The following is a 22,081-nucleotide window of genomic DNA, read 5'->3' on the forward strand; positions in this document are numbered from 1 at the left end:
CCGAAATAACGGCAGGCTTTTCTTATTACATTTTAGCGGCTTCCGCCTGTTTCAGGCTTTCCGGCCTCATATCACGCCAGTTTGTTTCAATATATTCGAGACAAACGGGGCGGGTTTCATTCGTGAGGCGGGTTTCCCAGCCGTCCGGCACATCCAGATAGGCCGGCCACAGTGAGTACTGGCCTTCAGCATTGACGAGCACGTGGTATGAGCCGTCTTCCCGTTCAAATGGATTTGTCATATCATCTCTTTCCTTTCTTTACCGGACTGTACGCCGTCCGTTTAATTTCTCTGCCAGAATCGCGCCAATGTCGGCAAGCGGGCCCGGCTGGCACATATCTTTATGGCGGCAGTCTAAGTCATACCGCTCGATTTTCCCCGTAATATACGGTTTCCAAGTATCCGGCTCAATCGGGTCAAACCACTCCGGAATAATCGTGGATCTGAAGAACAGCACATCTCCGTGGAACGGCTTCGGCTTGTATGTTCCTAACAGCCCGACAGAATTAATGTACGTGTCTTTCAGATTCATCATCACTGACTCGTCCAGGCTGGCTAATGCGCTTCCCTCACGGCGGAGAATGGTCAGCGCGGTGTCAAAATCAAGCGGCTGATCCCCGAGGCTGTCCGGGTCGTACCCTCCCAAGGCAAGCAGCGCGATGACGGCTTCCTCGTCATCAGGCGCATTTTTTATCGGCAGAAAATGATTCGGATACGCGTCAAGCATCACTAATAGCGAAACCTCTTCACCCCGGCTCTGTAATTGTGTCGCCATGGCCTGAATGACATTCCCTCCAAGAGACCAGCCGAGCAGACGGTACGGCCCTTTCGGCTGCACGGTGCGGATTTTTTCAATATAATCCGCCGCCATGTCATCTAAGCTTTGCGGAAGCGGTTCTTTTTTTCCGATGCCTCTCGCCTGTAAGCCGTATATCGGATAATCAGCCTCTAAAGAAGACATCAGCCCGGCATAACACCAGCTGAGACCGCCGGCCGGATGGACACAGAACAACGGTGTTTCTTCTCCTGCCGTTCTGAGCGGAAGAAGAACATCAAGCGCGCTTGCGCCCGTTCCTGACTCAAGTCTTTCAGCAAGGCTTGCCACCGTAGGAGCTTCAAATAGTGTTCCGATACTGAGCTCGGCTCCCATCGCTTCCCGAATACGGCTCATTAAATGAACCGCAAGCAAAGAATGGCCGCCTAAATCAAAAAATCTGTCATCAATACCGACACGCGGCAGATGAAGCACCTCTGCGAACAGCTCACACAGCATTTCTTCCTGCGGCGTTCTCGGTCCCCGGCCGGTGACCTCCGTTTGGAAGTCAGGCGCAGGGAGCGCTTTTCGGTCAAGCTTTCCATTCGGTGTCAGCGGCAGTTCATTCATTTGGACAAAAGCTGACGGAACCATGTAATCCGGAAGGCTTTCTTCGGCAAACCGGCGCATGTCCCCCGTGTCCAAGGTGCTGCCGGCAGATCGGACAAGGTAGGCGGCCAGCCGTTTATCTCCCGGCCGGTCTTCACGGACGACTACGGCGGCATCCTCGACATCCGGATATTTGACGAGAACCGCTTCGATTTCTCCCAATTCAATCCGGAAGCCGCGGATTTTAATCTGGTGGTCCGCCCTGCCCATATAATCAAGAGAACCGTCTGTCCGCACACGGGCTAAATCCCCCGTCCGGTACATTCTCGTTCCCGGCGGGCCGTACGGATCAGCCACAAAGCGTTCGGCGGTCAGGCTTTGCCGCCCTAAGTAGCCGCGTGCCACGCCTCCTCCGGCCACATACATTTCGCCAGTGATGCCCGGGGGCACAGGCTCCAGTCGGTCATCAAGCACATATACGTTCAGATCAGGAATACCGCAGCCGATGAGGCTGTTTGCTCTCAGTTCGGCAATGTTTTTGTCTAATTCAAGGTAACTGACGTGCACCGTCGTTTCCGTAATGCCGTACATATTCACGAGCACCGGCTGATTGTCTGCGTGGCGGCTGTACCAATCCTCAAGCCGGCTCAGCTCAAGCGCCTCGCCGCCGAAGATGATATATCTGAGTGCGAGCTGACGCCCCAGCTCTTTGTGTTCTTTTTCCGCATGCATCAGCTGGTAAAACGCTGACGGCGTTTGGTTAAGCACGGTCACCCGCTCTTTCACGAGGAGATGTAAAAACGCTTCCGGCGATCTGCTGATGTCATGCGGCACGACGACGAGACGTCCGCCGTGAAGCAGCGGCCCCCACATTTCCCAGACAGAGAAATCGAAAGCGTAGGAGTGAAACATCGTCCATACATCATCAGAATGAAAGTGATACCAATGCCGCGTCGACTCAAACAGCCGGATAACATTGCTGTGCGGAATGATGACACCTTTCGGCACACCTGTTGATCCCGACGTGTAAATGACATAGGCTGGGTGAAGCGGTGACAGCGGACGAATCCGGTCGGCATTCTCAGGGTTCGTGACGGCATATTGCCGAAGTGTTTCCTTGTTCCGCGGATCATCCAAGATGAAGGCCGGCATGCCGCTTTCGATAGAGAGCTTACTTGCGCCTTCACGGTTGATGAGCATAAATACAGGCTTGGCATCATGTAACATAAAAGCAATGCGGTCCGCGGGATAATCAGGATCAAGCGGCAAATACGCTGCCCCCGTCTTCAGGATGGCTAACAGCCCGACAATCATATCTAAAGAACGCGGCAGCGCCAGTGCGACAAACTGCTCCGGGCCGACGCCGCGGGCAATCATCATGTGCGCGAGCTGATTGGCTTTTTCATTCAGCTCTTTATAAGTCAGACCGCTCTCTTCAAATACTGCCGCCGTTTCATCCGATTTTGCGGCGGCCTGTATTTCAAACAGTTCAGGCAGTGTCTGCCGAGGCTGAATATGCTGTTTTGCCCGATTAACCGGCAAAAGCTTCCGGCGCTCTTCATCAGAAAGAATGGTTAAGCTTCCGATCGGTTTTTCCGGATGTGACGCGGCATCTTCGAGCAGAAGAAGCAGGCGTCCGGCAAGTGCTTCAGCCGTTTCTTTTCTGAATAAGTCCGTACTGAACTCCAGCAGGCCTTCAATACCGGCAGGCGTGCCGTCGTCATGGCGCTGTTCAGCCAATTCCAGCGTCAAATCAAATTTGGACGATCCGACACTGCTGATTTGCAGGCTTGTTTCCATATCAGGAAGACTGAGTACAGGGTCAGGCGTATTTTGGAATGCGAGCATCACTTGGAACAGCGGATGTCTTGATCGGGAACGAACCGGATTCAATTCTTCCACGAGACGTTCAAACGGCACATCCTGATGTTCATATGCTGCGAGATTCATTTCTCTGACCCTTTCAAGGAGCTCACAAAAGCTCGGATCGCCAGAGGTATCGGTTCTCAGCACGAGTGTATTAATGAACATACCCACAAGGTCTCCCAATGCGTCATCACTGCGGCCGGCTATCGGACTGCCGATCGGAATATCGGTCCCTGCACCGAGCCGGGTCAGTAACGCGGAAAGCCCTGATTGAAGCACCATAAACAGGCTTACGCGCTGATTTCTGGCAAGTGAGAGAAGACGGGCATGAAGCTCTTGGCCGATGTTGACCGGAATGACGCCGCCCCTATAGCTTGATTCAGCGGGACGCGGAAAATCAGACGGCAGCTCCAGCTGATCCGGTACATTTTCAAGCGTTTTCTTCCAGAAATCCAGCTGGCGCGCAATTAAGCTCTCAGAATCAGACGCGCTGCCTAAAAGCTGCTGCTGCCAAAGCGCATAATCCGCATATTGAACCGCCAGCGGCGCCCATTCTGCTTTTTCACCTGTTTGCCGGGCGATATAGGCTATGGATAAGTCACGCATGAGCGGATTCAAGGACCAGCCGTCACCTGCGATGTGATGCAGGAGAATCATCAGCGTATACTCGCCGTCACCAAGATCAAACAGCTCAGCCCGGACGGCCGGCTCTTTAGCGAGATCAAACCGATATCGTGCCGCAGCGGCAAGCATGTCTTGGAGCTCGTTTTTGTCTGCACGTGTCACTGTAAACACAGGGCGGGCTTCTTCAGCAGATAAAATGAGCTGATGAGATGATCCCTTATTTTCCGGAAAAACGGTGCGCAGGCTTTCATGACGGCTGACAACATCGTAAAAGGCGTGTTTCAGCGCTGATTGGTCAAGCTTGCCTGACATGCGGACAATCACCGGAATGTTGTAAGTCGGGCTTGGCCCTTCAAGACAGTAGAGAAACCAAAGACGCAGCTGCGCAAATGACAGCGGGATGTGCTCCGGCCGGTCAAACGGCTTGAGCTTAGGCCGCGCACTCTTTGCGGTGTCAAGCTGTGCGGCGAGCCCGGCAACGGTCGGCGTATCAAACAGACGGCCGATGCCAAGCTCTGCGCCCATCGTCTCCCGGACCCGGCTCATCAGGCGTCCGGCTAAGAGCGAATGTCCGCCCAATTCAAAGAACCCGTCATCAATTCCGACCCGCGCGAGACCGAGAACCTCGGCAAACAGATCGCATAATATTTCTTCCTGCGGCGTCCGCGGCCCTCTGTCAGAGAGGACAGCGGAAAAATCAGGTGCAGGCAGAGCGCTGCGATCGAGCTTCTTATTCGGCGTCAGCGGCAATTCTTTCAGCTGTACAAACGCGCCTGGCACCATATAATCCGGCAGGCTTTCGGCCATATATGCACGAAGTCCGCCGATATCAAGGGGCTGATCCGAGACAGCATAAGCCGCCAGCCGCTTATCTCCCGGCTGGTCTTCACGGACAATGACGGCGGCCTGCGAAATACCCGGATATTTCGACAGCACTGACTCAATTTCTCCTAATTCTATCCGGAACCCGCGGATTTTAATTTGGTGATCGGCTCTGCTGATATAATCAAGCGAGCCGTCCTCACGCCAGCGCACGAGATCTCCCGTCCGGTACATCCTCGCGCCCGCGGGGCCGTACGGATCGGCAATGAATCTTTCAGCTGTTAAATCAGGACGGTTATAATAACCTCTGGCAAGCCCCTCGCCCGCGATATAAAGCTCGCCCGCGACTCCCGGCGGGACGGGCTGCAATGCGGCGTCCAGCACATATACCCGCGTGTTCCAAATCGGCTTTCCGATCGGAGGCGCCCCTGTATGGTCTTTTGCAAGCGGCTGTGCGGCCGACCAGATTGTTGTTTCAGTCGGCCCGTACAGATTCGTCACCGTACAGCCTGATTCAAGCAGAGCATGCATAAGCGCGTTCGGAAGCGCCTCACCTCCGACAAGCACCTGCAGCGCCCGGAGAGAATCCGGTTCATTGGTGACTAATGAATGCCACAATGTCGGCGTTGCCTGCATGATTGAAATACCGTATGAGTGAATCATGTGCGCAAGCGCCCGCGGTTCCTGAATCGTCTCTTTACGTGCGATGACGCACCCCGCCCCGCTGATGAGCGGAAGGAAGAGCTCAAGTCCGGAAATATCAAACGCCGCAGTCGTAACGGCAAGCAGGCGGTCTTGTTCGCCGAGCGGGAACATTTCCCGCATTGATAAGAGGAAATTGCTTACGCTTTTTAATGTCACGACTACGCCTTTCGGTTTGCCCGTTGAACCCGATGTATAGATGATATAAGCGGGGTGCAAAGGCGAACATTCCGCCTGAGCGGGACAGTCAGCATTTTGAGCGGTAACGGTTTTTACCGTATCCGGGTCATCGAGAATGATCCTTTTTGCATCACTGTCTTCCGGCATACGGCCGGATAATTCCATCGTTGTAATCAGGCATGCAGGCTGTGCATCTTTGAGCATGTATGTGATCCGCTCAGAAGGAAAATCAGGATCAAGCGGCAGGTATGCGGCTCCCGTTTTCAAAACGGCCAGCATGCTCACGGCCAACTCCTGTGACCGCGGAAGCAGCAAAGCGGCAAATTGTTCCGGTCCGAGCCCCTTTTCTTTTAGCATGCCGGCAAGCTGGTTCGCGCGCTTGTTCAATTCGGCATAGCTGAGCTCTTCGTTTTCGGTGATGATTGCCGGCCGTTCCGGTGTTTTTACGGCCTGTTCGTAAAACAGCTCCGGCAGACTTTTCTGCTTCTCGGCCTTGCGCGTGTCATTCCAGCTTTCCAGTACGCGGAGACGTTCACTTTCAAGCAGAAGGTTGAGTGTGCCGATTTTTTGTGTCTGGTCTTTCACAGCGGATTCCAACAGAAGCAGGAATCGTTTTTGATGGTTTTCAATATCTTCGGCGCTGTACACTTCCGGATTCGCATCAAAGTCCACACGCATTCCGCTTCCGTCCGCTCTGTCGTAAACGTTAATTGACAAATCATCAACGGGCCCTGCTGATAAGTTATGAACGGTCCCCCGCGCTCCGGCGAAATCAAGCGCGTAGTCAAACGGCATCACATTGACTTGCGGGCCGAACAGCCTGCGATTTTCTCCGAGCAATTTAAGGTCGCGGCGCATGTCTTCATGGCGGTATTTCTGATGGCGCCGGATGTTTCGGATTTCTTTTGCCACTTGGCTGACGGCCTCATGAAAATTCATATCCGGGCGGAGAGAAAGCCGTAAAGGCAGAAGATTCATGACCATACTCGGAATATTCAGTGAAATTGAGCCGATCCGCCCCATCATCGGTAAACCGAGCACGATATCCCCTGCGTTTGTCATCCGATGGACATATACCGCCGCTGCGGCCGTGACGGCTTCATGCCAGTTCGGAATCGCTTTTACATGCTGTAAAGCCGTTTCAGAAAGATAAGCCGTGCTTCTCCGAAAACGTGTTGACGTTCGCGGCGCTCTTTCTGCCAAACTGACGACATCAGGTTCATCCGCAAATTTCTCCATCCAAAATTCCCGATCTTTCAGGAATTGATCAGACGCGCGGTACTCTTGTTCTTCTTTTACCAGCTCCTCCAAAGAACCGAAGGAGCGCCCGTTATCCGGACGTCCTTCCCGTATTGCGGTGTACACTTGCGCCGTACGCTGTGCCAGCAGAGAAAAACCGTAGCCGTCTATCGCAATGTGGTGAATGCGCTGATACCAGAAAAAGCGTTCCGGTCCCGCCTGAAATAAAATGTCGCGGAACAAAGGCCCGGCCGCCATATCAACGGGCTCAGCCAAATCTGTCTGCATGAGTCTGAGTGCGGCCTGCTTCGGATCAGCTTCTGAACTCACATCTATGACATCGATCGCAGCTTCAAATGGAGGATTGATGATCTGCTTCGGCCCGTCTGCCCCCTCCTCGAAGCGGGCGTGTAATGACGCGGCTTCCGTCAGCACGCGTTCGAGAGCGGTTTTAAATATGTTCACATCGATCGCGCCGTTTATCTCAACGTACTCGCCTGTATTGTAAATCGGATTATCAGGATCAAGCTGCTGCGCAAACCAGATACCGGCCTGTGCGCCTGTCAGAGGCAGCTGTTGTGTATCATGCATTCTATTCTCTCCCTTTATAAATAATCTGCGTTCGGCAAGACTTTTTGAGATCGGGAAGAAAGAAGTCTCCACCACTCTTCCAGCGTCGGGTTCTCCGCCAGTTCCACAAACGTCACTTCAGCTCCGTCACGGCGCCATTGTTCGACAAGGCTCATGATTCTGACGGAGTCAAGACCTCTGTCCAGCAGGTCTTCATGATCCGGAATATCAGACGGTGATTCTTGAAGAATCGCCGCAATTTGTTCACGCACCCGGTCTTTTGTCAATACGGCGGAAGTCTTCTCTTCTCCTTCAGAAACCGGCGCGCCGCCCAGCAGCTCCAGCACTTCGTTTGTCAAAGCCGTGTAAGCGCAGCGCTGAGACGCATATTCGATGGCCATCTTATGTTTTTCTGAAGAAAAATCAGCAACGGCGTCTCCGATAAAGAAGCTTTGGATATCATCCATAAATGCTTCACAGGCTGTGACGAGACAGCCGATGTGTGCATAAATTCCCGTAATCATGAGCTGGTCTCTGCCGCTTTCACGCATGATCTCAAGGAGATTCGTCCGTTTAAACGCGCTGTATCTCCACTTTGTGAGGACAATGTCCTGATCATCCGGTGCAAGCTCCGGAATGACCTTTTCTTCATAAGGCCCGCTTTTTAGCCCCGGCCCCCAAAAATCCGTCAGCAGCGCACGGTCCGCCGGGTCTTGGCTGCCCGGCTGCGCGGTATACACCACCGGAATGCCGAGTGCTTTGCATTGCTCTTTTATTTTTTTGATATTCTCAGCCGCCTCCGTGATCGGAGCTTCACCTTTCGCAAAAGCATCGACGAAATAATTCTGCATGTCATGGATCAGAAGCACCGCGCGTTTCGGATTCAGCGTCCACGATACTTTATTTTCAGGCATATCTGACGCTGTCGGCAGCGCATATGCGGGAATAGACGGTATAGCCAATGTAAACACTTCCTTTTTTAAGATTGTTTGATTTCAGCCGGCTTTACTTTTTGGGCGATCGTTTCGCGAAGATCCTTTTTACTGACCTTGCCGACGCCGGTTTTCGGAAAAGAAGCGATAAATTCAATCCGGTCGGGGATTTTATATGCCGCCAGTCCGCGCTCACGCAAAAATGCTTTCAGCTCTCCCGGTTTCGGCGCTTCTCCTTTCGGGATGACGAACACACAGGAACGCTCCCCGAGAAAATCATCCGGCATTGAAACCATGGCGGCATCATGAACGGCAGGATGCGCAAGAAGGTGATTTTCCACCTCCTCAGCGGCTATTTTTTCACCGCCCCGGTTGATTTGATCTTTCGCACGTCCTTCGACGATGATATAGCCGTCCACCGTCAGTTTGACGATATCGCCGGTCTGATAAAATCCGTCGGCTGTGAATGATCTTTCATTATGTTCAGGCGCTTTATAATATCCGCGAATCGTGTAAGGGCCGCGTGTAAACAAATGTCCCGCTTCACCGGGGGCGACATCCCGCCCGTCATCGTCTAAAACCCTTACCTCATCAAAAGGTGACATCGGTCTGCCTTGCGTATTGACAATGATCTCTTCAGGATCATCCAGTCTCGTATAATTCACCAATCCTTCCGCCATTCCGAAAACCTGCTGAAGGGTGCATCCGAAAGCGCTCTTCACGCGGCGGGCCGCCTCAGCGCTGAATTTGGCGCCTCCCACCTGCAGCACTTGAAGGCTTGATAAATCATCACTTCGCGAACCGGATGCGTCCATCCACACCATCGCAAGCGGCGGGACGAGCGCTGTAATCGTGACACGTTCTTTTTCAATTAACGGGAAGCAGTCATCCGGACTCGGCGTCGGTGACAGAACGACCCGGCCTCCGGCATATAAAGTTCCCAGCACACCCGGCGAGCTGAGCGGATAATTATGCGCTGTCGGCAGAGCGGCCAAATAAACGCTGTGATGATCCAAGCCGCATATTTCCGCACTGATGCGCAAACTGTATATGTAATCGTCGTGTGTTCGCGGAATCAGCTTGGACAGCCCCGTACTGCCTCCTGAAAGCTGTAAAAAGGCGACTTCCGCCGGGCTTACCTCTTCCAGCTGAACAGGCTCTCTATGCAGGCTGCTCAGTTCCTGAAACTCTTCAGCTTCGCCGGCAACAATGACATGCGCCAAATCCGGAAGTTTGCCTTTCACCTGTCTGGCAAGCGCCCTGTAATCAAAACCTGAATGTATATCAGGAATGATGTATGCTTTCGCCTCTGCAAACTCGCAGAAATACGTAATCTCACTGCTTCTATGAGAAGGCAGCGCGAAAACGGGCAGCGCTCCCAGCCGGAACAGCGCGAAAATCACTTCAAAAAACTCAGCGATATTCGGCAGCTGAACGACAACGCGGTCTTCCTTTTGAATTCCGAGCTTATGCAGCCCCGCCGCTAAACGATCTGCCCTTTCATCTAATTCTTTGTAGGTCCAATGTACATCTTTACACGTCACGGCAGTTTGATTTCCGTATAAAGCCGCGCGCTCTTTCAGCATTCCTCCGAACGTCTCACCCTTCCAGCAGCCGTCTTTTCGGTATTTGTCAGCCCATTCTTCCGGCCATGGCGTAAATCCAGTCAGCACGATCCGTTCCCTCCTTTTTTACAACTCATCTTGGTAAAGCCCCATCGCCCGGAGCATGGTGCGGAATTTGGCTGAGGTCTCGTCCAGTTCATCCTGCGGCTTTGATCCGGCCACAATCCCGGCACCCGCAAAGAGCCGGAGAGACCTTGTTTCCGCTTCGGCGCAGCGGAGTGCGATAATCCATTCTCCGTCACCCTCAGCATCACACCAGCCCGCCATTCCCGTGTAGAAATTGCGGTCAAACGGCTCAATATCCTGAATCGCTTCTCTCGCCGCATCCGTCGGCGTTCCGCATACCGCGGGCGTCGGATGCAGGGCGATGGCCAGCTCAAGTGATGTCGTTGACGGATCACGCAGCTCTCCCTTTACCTCGGTGGACAGGTGCCACATCGCCTCAGTTTTAATGAGTGACGGTTTTTCCGGTACATCAAGCACACGGCAGAACGGTTTAAGGGCGGCAGCCACGGCGGCCACGACTACGGCATGTTCATGCAGATCTTTTGCTGATTGCAGCAGTTCTTCCGCTCTTCTCTGATCCTCGGCGGGATCTGTGCTGCGAGGTCTGGAGCCTGCCAGCGGATTGGACAGAATCGATGTCCCGTTTTTGGACAGCAGCAGTTCAGGACTTGCGCCGAAAAGCGTTTTTCTTGTTTCTGACGTTCCCGTCACATCCGCAGCGAATGTATAGCCGCGCGGGTTGTGCTGCGCCAAATGCTTGACGGCCTGTGGAATGTCGATATCCTTTTCAGCGGTCAGATGAAGCGTCCTTGACAGCACGATTTTGCTGAGCGGACCGTCCGTAATGCTGAATACGCCTTGTTCCACACCGCTCATAAAGCCCTCAGGCTCCGGAACGGGACGGATGTCATATGTATTGGATTGCGGCTTTTCTGCGGAAGATTCCGCAAACGAAAGCGGGCCTGCCGTATGGACATTCTTCGGTACAAAAAGCCGGGAAGCTTTTCTGCCGTCAAAAGGAATGGCGCCGGCCGCAATCGGATGTTTGATGCCGGCTTGCTTTGCCTCAAGAAGCGTCTGTCTCACGCGTTCAGGCAGTGAATCCAGCTGATTTTCCGCGTCTGTATCAGGCACTTCCGCAAACATTCCTTCCGCAAGCATCGTACTTTTCGGGGAAGCTAAAAAGAACGCCCCGGGCTTGTAAGCGTCCAGCACCTCTTTTGCAGACACTTCCGCCAATAAATGTTGATTTGTCATGTTTGTCCCTCCTTCTCGTTACATCAAACGCCTAAAGTAGCGCCGCCATCAACGCATAAATCATGCATCGTAATATGGTTTGCCTGTTCAGAAGCCAGAAACAAAACGGCATTTGCAATATCAGAAGGCTTCGCCAGCTTTTGAAGCGGAATTCCCGTTTTATATGTATCAAGCGAACCTCTGATGACGTCCCGGGCTCCGTTCTCGTCCTGCCACAGCGCCCGCTGCATGTCGGTTTCCGTTGAACCCGGAGATACGATGTTGCAGCGGATATGATGGGCCGCAAGCTCCAGTCCGAGGCATTTCGTAAACATAACGGCAGCCGCTTTTGACGCCGCATAAGCCGCCATGGAAGCACGCGGAACGCCGGCTGCATTCGAACCGACCGTAACGATGGCGCCCTTTTTCCGCTCAATCATGTACCGGCTTACAGCCCGCGACACATGAAATACGCCGGTCGAATTAACTGAAAATGTTTGATCCCAATCTTCATCACTGAGGGATTGCACCGGACCCGGCCGCAGCACGCCCGCAACGTTCGCCAATATTTCAATAGGCCCCATGTCGCGTTCAACGGCGGCGATGATATCATTGACAGCCGCACTGTCAGATACATCTGCGGCAAACCCCTGCGCCTGCACGCCGTTTTGCCGAAGTCTGTCAGTAAGCCCGAGAAGCAGGTCTTCATTTGTATCTATAGCTGCCACATTTACGCCTTGTTCAGCAAGGGCAAGCGCTGTTGCTTCTCCGATGCCTTGAGCGGCGCCGGTGACAACGGCCGTTTTCCCTTTCATTCCCAATGCGTCCATATTATCATTCCCCTTCTATATTGATAATGATTATCATTATCAACTATGATTCAAGACAATCATATCCAAATCAAAACACGCAGTCAATTAGAAAATTAGAATCAGCCGCATTTAGTTCGAAGGGCCTGTTTTTTCTCATGCGGGAGAATACGGGGTATGCGGTCCTCCCGGATTCAGGCAGAAACGCAGGGCCCTGCTGATTAAAACGGGCAGGACAGAAATATGGCCCTCTCCTTCAAACTCGCTGTATTCAGCACGGACTCCATCATCTTCAAATCCGGATAATAAAGAGTACAGCGCCTCTGCGTGCTGCGGGATTCTGCTTTTATGTGTTTTTTCAATTTCTCCCGCAGCCAGCAATACGCTGACTTGAAGATTTTCCGCAGAGAGCCGGTCTGACAAACGTTCCGCTTTTTCCTGAATAAAACGCTTGTTCCAGTGAATTGACGGACTCCCGGCAACATAGGTCTGGAACATGTCCGGCCTCATCAAAAGCACTTGCAGCACAAAAAGACCGCCCAGCGAATGGCCGAAAATCGTCTGCCTGCCTCTGTCGATCGGATAATCCCGCTCCATCGCGGGCTTTACTTCTTCTTCTATAAAACTCAGAAACGCTTCCGCCCCTCCCTGTTCGGGCCATGCCGCGCCGCGCGGATGCACCGGCAGTTCTGATTCAGAAAGCGGCATCGTAAAATCACTGTGACGTTCGGCGGAAAACGGCTGATCTGTCGGGTAGCCGATTCCGACAATCACCGCCGGAACAACGCCTGTTTTTTCAGGCCGTCGGCTTTGCACCCGCAAAGCTTCGGCCATTGTGCCGAATACGGAATTCGCATCGAGCAGGTATATGACGGGGAAGCCGGATGCAGGCGGTTCTTCCTGAGGAAAAGAGACAAAGATACGATACATACGGCCTCCTTTTGAGCGCATTTCTCTTACTTCTGTGCCCGGAACCGCGTATCGGCCGGCCGGCGCGAAACCCCGCTTTATTTGTTTTCCGTCCATTATGTGTTCATCCCCTTTGCGGCAATTGCTTTATCTATGCTTATTGATAATGATTTTCAATATCAAAAGACACCTCAAATAATAGGTTTTTTGCCAAACAAAGTCAATGGATTTTTGATATAAAAAAAGCACCTTATTTCAATAAGGTACCTAAGAACTATATAGTGATAGGGGCTTAATCCCATGTAAAGCGCTCATTCTTCCATGGATCTCCCCTCATATGGTAGCCGTTTTTCTCCCAAAAGCCGGGGTGGTTTTCCTTTGTGAACTGAATGCCGCGCAGCCATTTTGCGCTTTTCCAAAAATAAAGATGGGGGAAAACGCCTCTGAGCGGATAGCCGTGCTCTGGCGTTAACGGCTCGCCGTTATGCGCATATGCCAGCAGGGATGTTTCCCGCGCAAAATCAGAAAGCGGCAGGTTGGCCGTCCAGCCCTCTTCAGCGTGCAGAATGACGAATCCCGCTTCTTTGTGCACGCCCGCTTTCTCAGCGATGTCTTTGGCGCGTATTCCCTGCCAGATATTATCAAGACGGGACCAGCCCGTAACGCAATGAATATCATTTTTCACTTCGGCTTCAGGAAAGGCTTTGATATCTTCAAAGCTTAACAGCATAGGACGGTCAACAAGTCCGTACACTTGCAGATTCCATTTTGACATATCTTCATAATAAGGAACATTTCCGGCGTGAAGCACGGGAAACTTCGTTGTGACATTTTGATTTGGCGGAATCCGTTCCGACTGTTTTGTTTGTTTCGTTTTCCCGAAAAACATATGGCTCCCTCCATTTAGTAAACCTGTGTTAAATCTTTGTTGACAATCAATCACCCTTCGATTACGCTAATCTGGTACAAGTGTAAGGGGGAAAAACAAATGAAACAACGCAACCTTCGCGCGGGCGATATGGCGCTTATCGGCATGTTTGCCGCACTGATGGCCGTCGGCGCCAACATTACATCAATGGCTCCTTTTTTGCAAGTTGCGGGAATTCCGTTATCGCTGCAGCCTTTCTTTTGTCTGTTAGCCGCGATGCTTCTCGGCGCCAGACGGGCAGCCATTGCAATGACGGTATACGCATTGGCCGGACTCGCGGGGGCGCCTGTTTTCGCTCAATTCTCAGCAGGCTTTGCGCCGTTTATCGGAAAGAGCGGCGGATTTATTCTCGCTTATATCCCGGCGGCATTTGCAGCCGGATGGCTGCTGGAAAAAACAAAAAAACCCGGCCGCCTGCATTATGCATGGGCCTCTTTGATCGGTACCGCCGTCATTTATATCATTGGCACGACCTATACGTATATTGCGCTGAAATTATGGCTTCATGCTCCGATCAGCTACGGAATGGCCTGGTTTTACATGATATGGTTTTTTATAAAAGATATCGTTTTAGCACTGTTATTGGCATCAATCGCGCCTGCCGTTTACAGGTCTATTCATAAAGCGACGGGGTTCAGCAGAAACCCGGCGTAAGATGTTCTCAGCATACAAAAAGGCTCCCCTTTCCGGGAGCCTTTTTTTACAGGACAAGTGCGGCAATCCAGCCGAATATCACAAGCGGAATGTTATAGAAAATAAATGTCGGTACGCACGTATCCCAAATGTGGTGGTGCTGTCCGTCGGCGCTGAGGCCTGACGTCGGCCCGAGCGTACTGTCACTTGCAGGAGAACCCGCATCACCGACCGCGGCGGCCGCTCCGATTACGGCAATCGTCGCCATCGGACTGAATCCGAGCTGAGCGCACAGCGGGACAAATATGGTCGTAATGACGGGTACGGTTGCAAATGATGATCCGATTCCCATCGTGATTAATAAACCGACCACCAGCATCAGGAGCGCGCCTAATGATTGGCTGTGGCCGATAAAGCCTGTTGATGCTTTGACCAAGGAAGCCACATCACCCGTTTTATTCAATACATTTGAAAAACCGGCCGCAACAAGCATGACAAACCCGATAAAAGCCATCAGAATCATGCCGTCCGTGATCAGCTTATCCGCTTCATTGCGCTTCATGACTCCGCTGATAAACAGCGTAAACAAGCCGGCAAGCGCACCCATGATCATACCTTCCACTCCGAGCACTTGTGACAGATAGAGCTGAACGGCAAGCGACACGGCAATGGAGATCAAGGCGATGGCAATGCTTTTTTTCGTATAAGGAGAAGACGATAGTCCGGCAATCTCCTTCGTCTCATATTTCTTCGGTTTCCGGAAGACGATGACGGCTAAAATTAAACCGACTACCATCCCGGCCGTCGGAATGATTAAAGCATACGGGATATCACTGAGCGGCACCTTTAAACCGGCTGACGCCATATTATCTCTCAGCATCCCCTGGAAAATCTGTCCGAATCCGACAGGCAGAACGATATAAGGCGCAGTCAGTCCGAATGTCATCACACACGCGATCAGTCTGCGGTCTATTTCAAGTTCGTTAAATATTTTTAAAAGCGGCGGAATCAATACAGGAATAAACGCAATGTGAACGGGCACCACGTTTTGCGAGAAACAGGATATGATTAAAATAATCAGTACGATTAACACTTTTGACAGTGCTTTTTTCCGCGAATCTTCCTTTTTTCCGATTAGTTTGACAGACGCTTCCACCATTGCATCGGGAAGCCCCGTCTTTGTCAGCGCCGCGGCAAATGCTCCGAGCAGCGCGTAGCTGACCGCGACGGTGGCATTTCCGCCGAGACCGTCCGTAAAAGCCTTCACCGTCTCTCCTAGGCCTAAGCCGCCGGTCAGCCCGCCGGCAAGCGCGCCGATCATTAAAGCTATAATAATATTGACACGCAGCAGGCTTAAGACGAGCATAAGCAATACTGCGACAACAACAGCATTCATTGATGAGTCCCTCCAAAAATCCTTTAGTTTGCTAATGTAGTAGATAATTAAAGTTACCATATATTCTGCGCTTTAGTCAACTAAAGATTTTGGAAATCAAAAAACCCGCTGCATCAAGGCAGCGGGATGCTGTTATCTTTCGGGCGTAAAGCGCTCAGTCAAAACAGCCAACGTCCTTGCCATGACGCCTGTTGCGCCGGCAGGGCCGAAGCATGTCGCTTTATTCGCCGTTGCGGTTCCCGCAATATCGAGATGAACCCACGGCGTGTTTTCCGCGAATTCACCAATGAATGCCCCCGCCATAATCGCGTGGCCTTCTCTTCCCGGAGAATTGTTCAAATCAGCCATCTGACTGTTTCTCACCCGTTTTTTATCCTTTTCTGTAATCGGAAGCTGCCAGATCGGCTCGCCGGATTCTTTCGCCGATTCCGCAACCTGTTCATAAAACGCGGCGTGATTGGTCATGGCGCCCGTCATTTCGTTTCCTAACGCGACAATGACACCGCCCGTTAACGTTGCGACGTCTACAAGGACAGAGGCTCCGTGCTGCTTGGCGTATGTGATGCCGTCGGCAAGTACGAGACGCCCTTCCGCATCGGTGTTCAGGATCTCAATGGTTTTTCCGCTGAGCGAAACGATGACATCATCCGGCTTCATGGCATCGGACGAAATCATGTTGTCCGTAGACGGTATGACGGCGAGCACATTTTGTTCAGGCCGCAGTTCGCCGATAATTTCCATCGCGCCCAATACCGAAGCGGCTCCTCCCATATCGCTTTTCATGCCGACGATGCCGGTTTTCGGCTTAATTGAATATCCGCCCGTATCAAAGGTAATTCCTTTACCGACCAGGCCGATGACGTCTTCCCACTGATCTTTGCCCTGATACTTCAGAACGATCATTTTCGGCGGTTCGGATGAGCCCTTGTTAACAGCAAGCAGCCCGCCCATGCCGAGCTCTTCCATTTCATCTTTTTCTAAAATTTCACACTCAAAATCGTATTTTGCCGCAAGCTCAGCGGCATATGACGCCAAATCGGTGGCCGTCAGCATATTACCCGGCATATTCACAAGCGTGCGGGCTGAATTCGTCCCTTGGCCGTATGCCGCGCCGACGTTCAGGCCGGCCTGCACTTCCCTCAGGTCTTCTTCGGTCACGGCGCAGACTGATTTCAGTTCCTGATCCGGCTCATTTGATTTATGTTTATAATCCTGCACTTCGTAAACCGCAAGCAGACAGCTTTCTGAAAGCGCATGAGCGGCATCGGCGGCAGGCACTTCCCCGGAGACGAATGTATCGAGCAAAACGGATACTTCCTGTTTTTTATCTTGATGAATCTGCTGAAATACTCGTGCAAAGCATTCTTTCGTATCTTCAAACGAATAATCCGCTTCTCTTCCCAGACCGATAAAATAAATACGTTTCATACCGGTCGCAGCCGGAGGGTATACTTTTGATACACGATTGCGTTTGGCGGACACATCACCATCCTTTAACAGCTGGGTCAGATGACCGCCCAATTTATCATCCAATTCCTTCGTAAATCCGTTCAGCGTGCTTTTTTGAAAAAGACCGATGACCAGTGTTTCGGGATGCCGCAGTTGATCAGATGCATAAAACATGAGTACACACTCCTTATGTGGGTATTTGTTATGTAAAGTGGTATAATGAAAAAACATTTTTCATTGATTTTATTTTACCAAACTAAGGGCGTTTTCTGCAGTTTTTCGATACGATCGGAATCAGCAGATACAGAAAGGATGTCGCATATGGATGTACTTATGAATTTTCCTTTACTGGCGAGTTTTGCCGCCATTATTTTTGCCCAAGTTGTAAAAGTGCCTATTCAATTTATCGTATCCAAAAAACTTGACTGGTCTCTTGTGACGAGCACCGGCGGCATGCCGAGCTCCCATTCCGCCGCCGTCACTGCGCTGTCAACCGGAGTCGCTTTGCAACAGGGGCTGGACTCGCCCCTGTTTGCAGTCGCCGCGATTTTCGCCGTCATTACGATGTTCGACGCTACAGGTGTCAGGCGGCATGCGGGTGAACAGGCGACGGTCATTAATAAACTGGTCATCGACTTTAATCGGTTTGTCAGCGAAGCGAAGGACTTTCAGAAAGCGGAAGAGAAGGAAAAACAGAAGAAACTGAAAGAACTGCTCGGGCATCAGCCGATTGAAGTGTTCTTCGGCGGCGTCACCGGTATTGTGCTGACATTGATTTTAGATTATCTCTTTATGTAAAAAACGCTTCAGCGGATGCTGAAGCGTTTTTATTCTTTTACCGTTTTGTATTGATTTCTGAACACTTGCATCGACTTGGTTTCGTTCAGCTTTACAAGTTCGTCCTCGGTCACTGTGCCGTTCCCTTTTTTAATCATGTAGACATCAAGTGTTTTTTTGCCCCAATTGTTATAGACGTCCTTGACGGTGTCAAAGTAGAGGTCAAGGCGGCTGCCTTTAATTTTTGAACCGGTATCGGCGACAACCCCGTAACCGTAATTCGGTATAAACAGAATCGTCCCGATCGGGAAAACAGACGGATCGGCCGCAACAGTTGAATATAAATCGCGTTTGACCTTCACGCCTGAATATGTAATTCCGTACTGCGGATGACCCGGAGATTTTCCGGTAGATTCCGCTCCGGCGGTATAACCGGTGGCCGTCACCTTATGTGAGGGATAGCGTTCCCAGTCAAAAGCTTCTTCCAGCGGTTTTATCCTGCCTGATGCCTTCTTTTCCGGCTGATTCTGTAAGGATTGAAACGGAGTGCCCATGTTTTTCAAAACGGCACCGCGATGCTCGGTCATCCAATTTGTCAGATCCTTTGCTTCAACACCGGTTATGGAAAAGTATGTCGCATGGCATGCGCCCAAAAAGAGCACGATCATGAATACGCGTCTGATTATCGTCAATCTGAAATCACTCTCCTCCGAGTCATTGTTCCCAACTCGGTGAGGTGCTATACAAAAAGCGCCGCGACACAAAAAAAGCTTTCTCAAATAAGAAAGCGGCTTAAAACATTTGATATCCTCTTTTTCTGAGCGCCTTTATGGCAATGCCTGACGTGATGGCTCCCGCCAGTCCGCCCGCCAAAATCACGACATCCGCAACCGCTAATGACATGATACGCTGAAACAGGCTTTGAAAGGACTCCCCCGGCGCCTGCACGTAACTGATCATCTTTTTATTGCTGATAATGAAAAGGCATACAATCGGATAGACAACAGCCATAATCCACGACATTCTAAGCAGCATGTTCAACAGAAAGCCTATGCCGAAAAACAGTACAAAAAATAGTACGATTGAGATCAGGACAACCGGCAAACTAATCACAAACATCCACCCCCTACAGCACTTTCAGTGTACCTCGGGGGCGGTAAAAAAGTCAACGTCTGGAAAAATCATCGTCTCTCTTTGCCGCTTCCCTGGCAGGAGGGACATGTTTCGGAGCCGCCAAGAAGCAATTGAAAATACCCTTTACCTGAGCAGAACGGACACGCCGCCGTGCTTTTTGCTGTCGTTTTCATGCGGATCACCCTTTTTCTTAATTTTCTGATAATATATCATATTTACTTGTCAAGCACCAAGTCAGAATATGTAACAAAACAACTCATGTAAGCGGAAACATTCTTTTTTTTTCTTTTACATGCTTTTTATAGCGCTCTTTTTTAAAAGAAGAGAAAACCCGCGGCTGCGGGTTTTCAGAAGAATTTAAACTTCCCTTTTTTCAGCGTCAGGCCCAGCCCGCCGATCATAAAGAGCGAGCGGTTGTCAATGACCTTTTTCATAAAGGACGCCGGCATACCTTTGAGCTTCCTGCCGTATACGACTCCGACAGCGTTATGCTCACCGAGGGAGGCGACGGTTCCTTTAATGTCAGGCTTGAACTCTTCAAGCTGGCCTCCTTTAATCAAACCGCCCAGATTTTTGGCGACCGTTTCTCCTTGCTGCATCGCGATCTGAGCAGTCGGCGGGTACGGCCGTTCCGTCTCTTCATTGATAAAGAGCGAGCTGTCGCCGAGAATAAAAACGTCATCATGTCCCGGCGCCCGAAGATCAGGGTTGACCTTGACACGGCCGCGCATATTTTCAAAACCCGCTTCCTCCACGATCGGATGTCCGCGCACGCCCGCCGCCCAGACAACGGTCTGGGATTTGATTTCTTCCGGCTCTTCATCTTTCTTGCCGACTGTGACACCGTCTGCGCGGCATTCTTGAACCGCGGTGCCGATTTTAAATTCAACGCCTTTGCTCTCAAGGTATTGAACGGCGTAATCGACAAGCTCCGGATCAAATCCCGGCAAAACCGTCGGGGCGGCCTCGACACAGACGATTCGGACGAGACTTTCATCTATATCATAATATCTGCATAACTCCGGCTTGCGGTTCGCAAGTTCACCGAGAAATTCAATTCCCGTAAAGCCCGCTCCGCCGACAACGATGGTTAAGCGGTCAGGGCGTTTTTCAGCCTCCGTATTGTATGTCGCAAATTGGAGCTCAATATGGTCTTTCAGCTGGCGCGACGTATTAATATTCGCGATCGGAAAAGCGAATTCTTTTAAGCCTTTAATCCCGAATGTTTCAGGGACGGCGCCAAGCCCGATGACGAGATAATCATAAGGGATGTCCCCTTGTGAAAGCGTCACCTTTTTATTTTGCACATCTATCGCTTTTACGGTATCCTGCACAAAGTTGACCCGTGATTCATTGATTACATCTTTTATTTGATATCTGCAGCGGTCATGATGCAGCGTTCCTGCGCTCGCTTCATGCATCCATGTCGTTTCATAATGATAATTGTGTTTATTGACCAAAGTAATGTCAGCGTCATTTGCCCCGATATGCTTCGGAAGCCTTGTTACTGTCATTAATCCACCATAACCTGCACCTAAAACCACGATTTTGGGTTTATTCAATGCCATCACATCCACCTTCTTTTTTTTGCTGTTAGACGCATAATCAAATCAACATTTGTATTAGCTTCAGCTTATTGGCGGGATTTTATGAAATGAAATATAAAATTTTTTAGAAAACCGCACATGTCTGCATATCACCATACTATCCGGAAGAATCAGAAAACATTCAGGAAAAAACAGATTGGAATTTGTCCCCATATTAGCGGCAGCCGCAATTTTTTTCAAGAATGAAGCGGCCGGGCGGTTTTCGGCACTCGTCATCCTTTTAAATTGTATGTTATAATTAATAACAATTTTCAATTAGGAGGCAATTTGGTATGCAAGAGGATTCAAAGGTTTATGATATTACGGTCATCGGCGGCGGCCCGGTCGGCCTGTTTACCGCTTTTTACGGGGGAATGAGACAGGCGAGCGTCAAAATCATCGAGAGCCTGCCTCAGCTTGGCGGCCAGCTCAGCGCGCTGTACCCTGAAAAATATATTTATGATGTAGCCGGATTCCCGAAAATCCGCGCCCAAGAACTTGTGAACAATTTAAAAGAGCAAATGGCAAAGTTCGATCAGACCATCTGCTTAGAGCAGGCCGTTGAATCTGTTGAAAAACAGGCGGACGGTGTGTTTAAGCTTGTCACGAATTCAGAAACGCATTATTCAAAAACGGTTATTATCACCGCGGGAAACGGCGCATTTAAGCCGAGAAAGCTTGAGCTGGAATCAGCGGAACAATATGAGGGCAAAAACCTGCATTACTTCATTGACGACCTCAATCAATTCGCAGGCAGACGCGTTGCCGTTCTGGGCGGTGGCGATTCCGCAGTTGACTGGGCGCTCATGCTTGAGCCGATCGCGAAAGAAGTCAGCATCATCCACCGCCGTGATAAATTCCGCGCGCATGAGCACAGTGTCGAAAACCTGCATAATTCTAAAGTCAACGTGCTGACACCGTTTGTTCCCGCTGAACTTGTCGGTGAAGACCGGATCGAACAGCTCGTTCTCGAAGAAGTGAAAGGCGACCGTAAAGAAATCATCGAAATTGATGACCTGATCGTAAACTACGGCTTTGTTTCTTCTCTCGGCCCGATTAAAAACTGGGGCCTTGACATCGAGAAAAATTCCATCGTCGTCAAAAGCACGATGGAAACGAATATTGAAGGCTTCTTTGCCGCCGGAGATATCTGCACATATGAAGGCAAAGTCAAGCTGATCGCCAGCGGTTTCGGCGAAGCTCCGACAGCCGTGAACAACGCGAAGGCTTACATGGACCCGAAAGCGCGCGTCCAGCCTCTGCATTCTACAAGCATGTTTGAAAAATAATATAAA

17 protein-coding genes are annotated in these 22,081 nt (G+C 51.0%); 3 read left to right on the forward strand and 14 right to left on the reverse strand.

Annotation, left to right across the window (positions count from 1 at the left end; all coding sequences use genetic code 11):
* Positions 1 to 25 precede the first annotated feature (25 nt).
* The 8 genes from JNUCC22_RS14675 to JNUCC22_RS14710 all read right to left on the reverse strand — a co-directional run bounded on the left by JNUCC22_RS14675 (position 26) and on the right by JNUCC22_RS14710 (position 13,772).
* A complete protein-coding gene (locus JNUCC22_RS14675; protein WP_007408694.1) occupies positions 26 to 241 on the reverse strand; it encodes an MbtH family protein in 216 nt (71 codons plus the stop codon).
* An 18-nt stretch (positions 242 to 259) separates the two neighbouring features.
* Positions 260 to 7,387 carry an amino acid adenylation domain-containing protein gene (locus JNUCC22_RS14680; protein ID WP_150941373.1) on the reverse strand — a complete coding sequence of 2,376 codons (7,128 nt, stop codon included), beginning with the start codon at positions 7,385 to 7,387 and terminating at the stop codon, positions 260 to 262.
* A 14-nt stretch (positions 7,388 to 7,401) separates the two neighbouring features.
* Positions 7,402 to 8,328: an isochorismatase gene (locus JNUCC22_RS14685; protein ID WP_033574909.1), complete on the reverse strand. Its 927-nt coding sequence runs from the start codon at positions 8,326 to 8,328 to the stop codon at positions 7,402 to 7,404.
* Between the two features lie 17 nt (positions 8,329 to 8,345).
* Complete coding sequence (locus JNUCC22_RS14690) at positions 8,346 to 9,971, reverse strand: (2,3-dihydroxybenzoyl)adenylate synthase (RefSeq protein ID WP_216061844.1); 1,626 nt, start codon at positions 9,969 to 9,971, stop codon at positions 8,346 to 8,348.
* An 18-nt stretch (positions 9,972 to 9,989) separates the two neighbouring features.
* Entirely contained in the window at positions 9,990 to 11,186 is a 1,197-nt protein-coding gene (gene dhbC / locus JNUCC22_RS14695) for an isochorismate synthase DhbC (protein WP_007408698.1), read from the reverse strand.
* Between the two features lie 23 nt (positions 11,187 to 11,209).
* Positions 11,210 to 11,995, reverse strand: a complete 786-nt coding sequence (locus JNUCC22_RS14700) for a 2,3-dihydro-2,3-dihydroxybenzoate dehydrogenase (protein WP_072589525.1) — start codon at positions 11,993 to 11,995, stop codon at positions 11,210 to 11,212.
* Positions 11,996 to 12,130: 135 nt separating this feature from the next.
* Positions 12,131 to 13,000, reverse strand: a complete 870-nt coding sequence (locus JNUCC22_RS14705; protein ID WP_020956282.1) for an alpha/beta hydrolase — start codon at positions 12,998 to 13,000, stop codon at positions 12,131 to 12,133.
* Between the two features lie 175 nt (positions 13,001 to 13,175).
* On the reverse strand, positions 13,176 to 13,772 hold the full coding sequence (locus JNUCC22_RS14710) for a sulfite oxidase-like oxidoreductase (protein ID WP_020956283.1): 597 nt from the start codon (positions 13,770 to 13,772) through the stop codon (positions 13,176 to 13,178).
* Between the two features lie 99 nt (positions 13,773 to 13,871).
* Here JNUCC22_RS14710 and JNUCC22_RS14715 point away from each other — a divergent pair, with 99 nt between their 5' ends.
* Entirely contained in the window at positions 13,872 to 14,465 is a 594-nt protein-coding gene (locus JNUCC22_RS14715) for a biotin transporter BioY (protein WP_007408702.1), read from the forward strand.
* A 46-nt stretch (positions 14,466 to 14,511) separates the two neighbouring features.
* On the opposite strand, the gene JNUCC22_RS14720 is transcribed toward JNUCC22_RS14715, so the two are convergent.
* Positions 14,512 to 15,840 (reverse strand): Na+/H+ antiporter NhaC family protein, encoded by a 1,329-nt coding sequence (locus tag JNUCC22_RS14720; protein ID WP_025285203.1) that lies wholly within the window; start codon positions 15,838 to 15,840, stop codon positions 14,512 to 14,514.
* Positions 15,841 to 15,972: 132 nt separating this feature from the next.
* Positions 15,973 to 17,463: a leucyl aminopeptidase gene (locus tag JNUCC22_RS14725; RefSeq protein ID WP_216061845.1), complete on the reverse strand. Its 1,491-nt coding sequence runs from the start codon at positions 17,461 to 17,463 to the stop codon at positions 15,973 to 15,975.
* A gap of 147 nt (positions 17,464 to 17,610) precedes the next feature.
* Here JNUCC22_RS14725 and JNUCC22_RS14730 point away from each other — a divergent pair, with 147 nt between their 5' ends.
* Positions 17,611 to 18,087: a divergent PAP2 family protein gene (locus JNUCC22_RS14730; protein WP_014418782.1), complete on the forward strand. Its 477-nt coding sequence runs from the start codon at positions 17,611 to 17,613 to the stop codon at positions 18,085 to 18,087.
* Between the two features lie 29 nt (positions 18,088 to 18,116).
* On the opposite strand, the gene JNUCC22_RS14735 is transcribed toward JNUCC22_RS14730, so the two are convergent.
* The 4 genes from JNUCC22_RS14735 to JNUCC22_RS14750 all read right to left on the reverse strand — a co-directional run bounded on the left by JNUCC22_RS14735 (position 18,117) and on the right by JNUCC22_RS14750 (position 20,768).
* Positions 18,117 to 18,758, reverse strand: coding sequence for a 3D domain-containing protein (locus tag JNUCC22_RS14735; protein WP_289847806.1), 642 nt, complete (start codon positions 18,756 to 18,758; stop codon positions 18,117 to 18,119).
* A gap of 100 nt (positions 18,759 to 18,858) precedes the next feature.
* Complete coding sequence (locus JNUCC22_RS14740) at positions 18,859 to 19,179, reverse strand: YuiB family protein (RefSeq protein WP_025285206.1); 321 nt, start codon at positions 19,177 to 19,179, stop codon at positions 18,859 to 18,861.
* Between the two features lie 68 nt (positions 19,180 to 19,247).
* Positions 19,248 to 19,373, reverse strand: coding sequence for a YuiA family protein (locus JNUCC22_RS14745; RefSeq protein ID WP_007408708.1), 126 nt, complete (start codon positions 19,371 to 19,373; stop codon positions 19,248 to 19,250).
* A 174-nt stretch (positions 19,374 to 19,547) separates the two neighbouring features.
* Positions 19,548 to 20,768, reverse strand: a complete 1,221-nt coding sequence (locus JNUCC22_RS14750) for an NAD(P)/FAD-dependent oxidoreductase (RefSeq protein ID WP_105937368.1) — start codon at positions 20,766 to 20,768, stop codon at positions 19,548 to 19,550.
* 311 nt (positions 20,769 to 21,079) lie between these two features.
* On the opposite strand from JNUCC22_RS14750, the gene yumC reads away from it, so the two are divergent.
* Positions 21,080 to 22,075: a ferredoxin--NADP reductase 2 gene (yumC, locus tag JNUCC22_RS14755; RefSeq protein ID WP_003151984.1), complete on the forward strand. Its 996-nt coding sequence runs from the start codon at positions 21,080 to 21,082 to the stop codon at positions 22,073 to 22,075.
* Positions 22,076 to 22,081 lie beyond the last annotated feature (6 nt).

It is taken from the genome of Bacillus sp. JNUCC-22 (genome assembly GCF_018861275.1).
In the GTDB taxonomy this organism is placed as follows: Bacteria; Bacillota; Bacilli; order Bacillales; family Bacillaceae; genus Bacillus; species Bacillus velezensis.

What these genes read in the sequence shown, in the direction of transcription:
- JNUCC22_RS14750 (WP_105937368.1), bottom strand. Translation starts at nt 20,768, where the DNA reads ATGGCATTGAATAAACCCAAAATCGTGGTTTTAGGTGCAGGTTATGGT.
- JNUCC22_RS14700 (WP_072589525.1), bottom strand. Translation starts at nt 11,995, where the DNA reads ATGGACGCATTGGGAATGAAAGGGAAAACGGCCGTTGTCACCGGCGCC.
- JNUCC22_RS14720 (WP_025285203.1), bottom strand. Translation starts at nt 15,840, where the DNA reads ATGAATGCTGTTGTTGTCGCAGTATTGCTTATGCTCGTCTTAAGCCTG.
- yumC (WP_003151984.1), top strand. Translation starts at nt 21,080, where the DNA reads ATGCAAGAGGATTCAAAGGTTTATGATATTACGGTCATCGGCGGCGGC.
- JNUCC22_RS14680 (WP_150941373.1), bottom strand. Translation starts at nt 7,387, where the DNA reads ATGCATGATACACAACAGCTGCCTCTGACAGGCGCACAGGCCGGTATC.
- JNUCC22_RS14745 (WP_007408708.1), bottom strand. Translation starts at nt 19,373, where the DNA reads ATGAAAACGACAGCAAAAAGCACGGCGGCGTGTCCGTTCTGCTCAGGT.
- dhbC (WP_007408698.1), bottom strand. Translation starts at nt 11,186, where the DNA reads ATGACAAATCAACATTTATTGGCGGAAGTGTCTGCAAAAGAGGTGCTG.
- JNUCC22_RS14675 (WP_007408694.1), bottom strand. Translation starts at nt 241, where the DNA reads ATGACAAATCCATTTGAACGGGAAGACGGCTCATACCACGTGCTCGTC.
- JNUCC22_RS14715 (WP_007408702.1), top strand. Translation starts at nt 13,872, where the DNA reads ATGAAACAACGCAACCTTCGCGCGGGCGATATGGCGCTTATCGGCATG.
- JNUCC22_RS14730 (WP_014418782.1), top strand. Translation starts at nt 17,611, where the DNA reads ATGGATGTACTTATGAATTTTCCTTTACTGGCGAGTTTTGCCGCCATT.
- JNUCC22_RS14705 (WP_020956282.1), bottom strand. Translation starts at nt 13,000, where the DNA reads ATGGACGGAAAACAAATAAAGCGGGGTTTCGCGCCGGCCGGCCGATAC.
- JNUCC22_RS14710 (WP_020956283.1), bottom strand. Translation starts at nt 13,772, where the DNA reads ATGTTTTTCGGGAAAACGAAACAAACAAAACAGTCGGAACGGATTCCG.
- JNUCC22_RS14725 (WP_216061845.1), bottom strand. Translation starts at nt 17,463, where the DNA reads ATGTTTTATGCATCTGATCAACTGCGGCATCCCGAAACACTGGTCATC.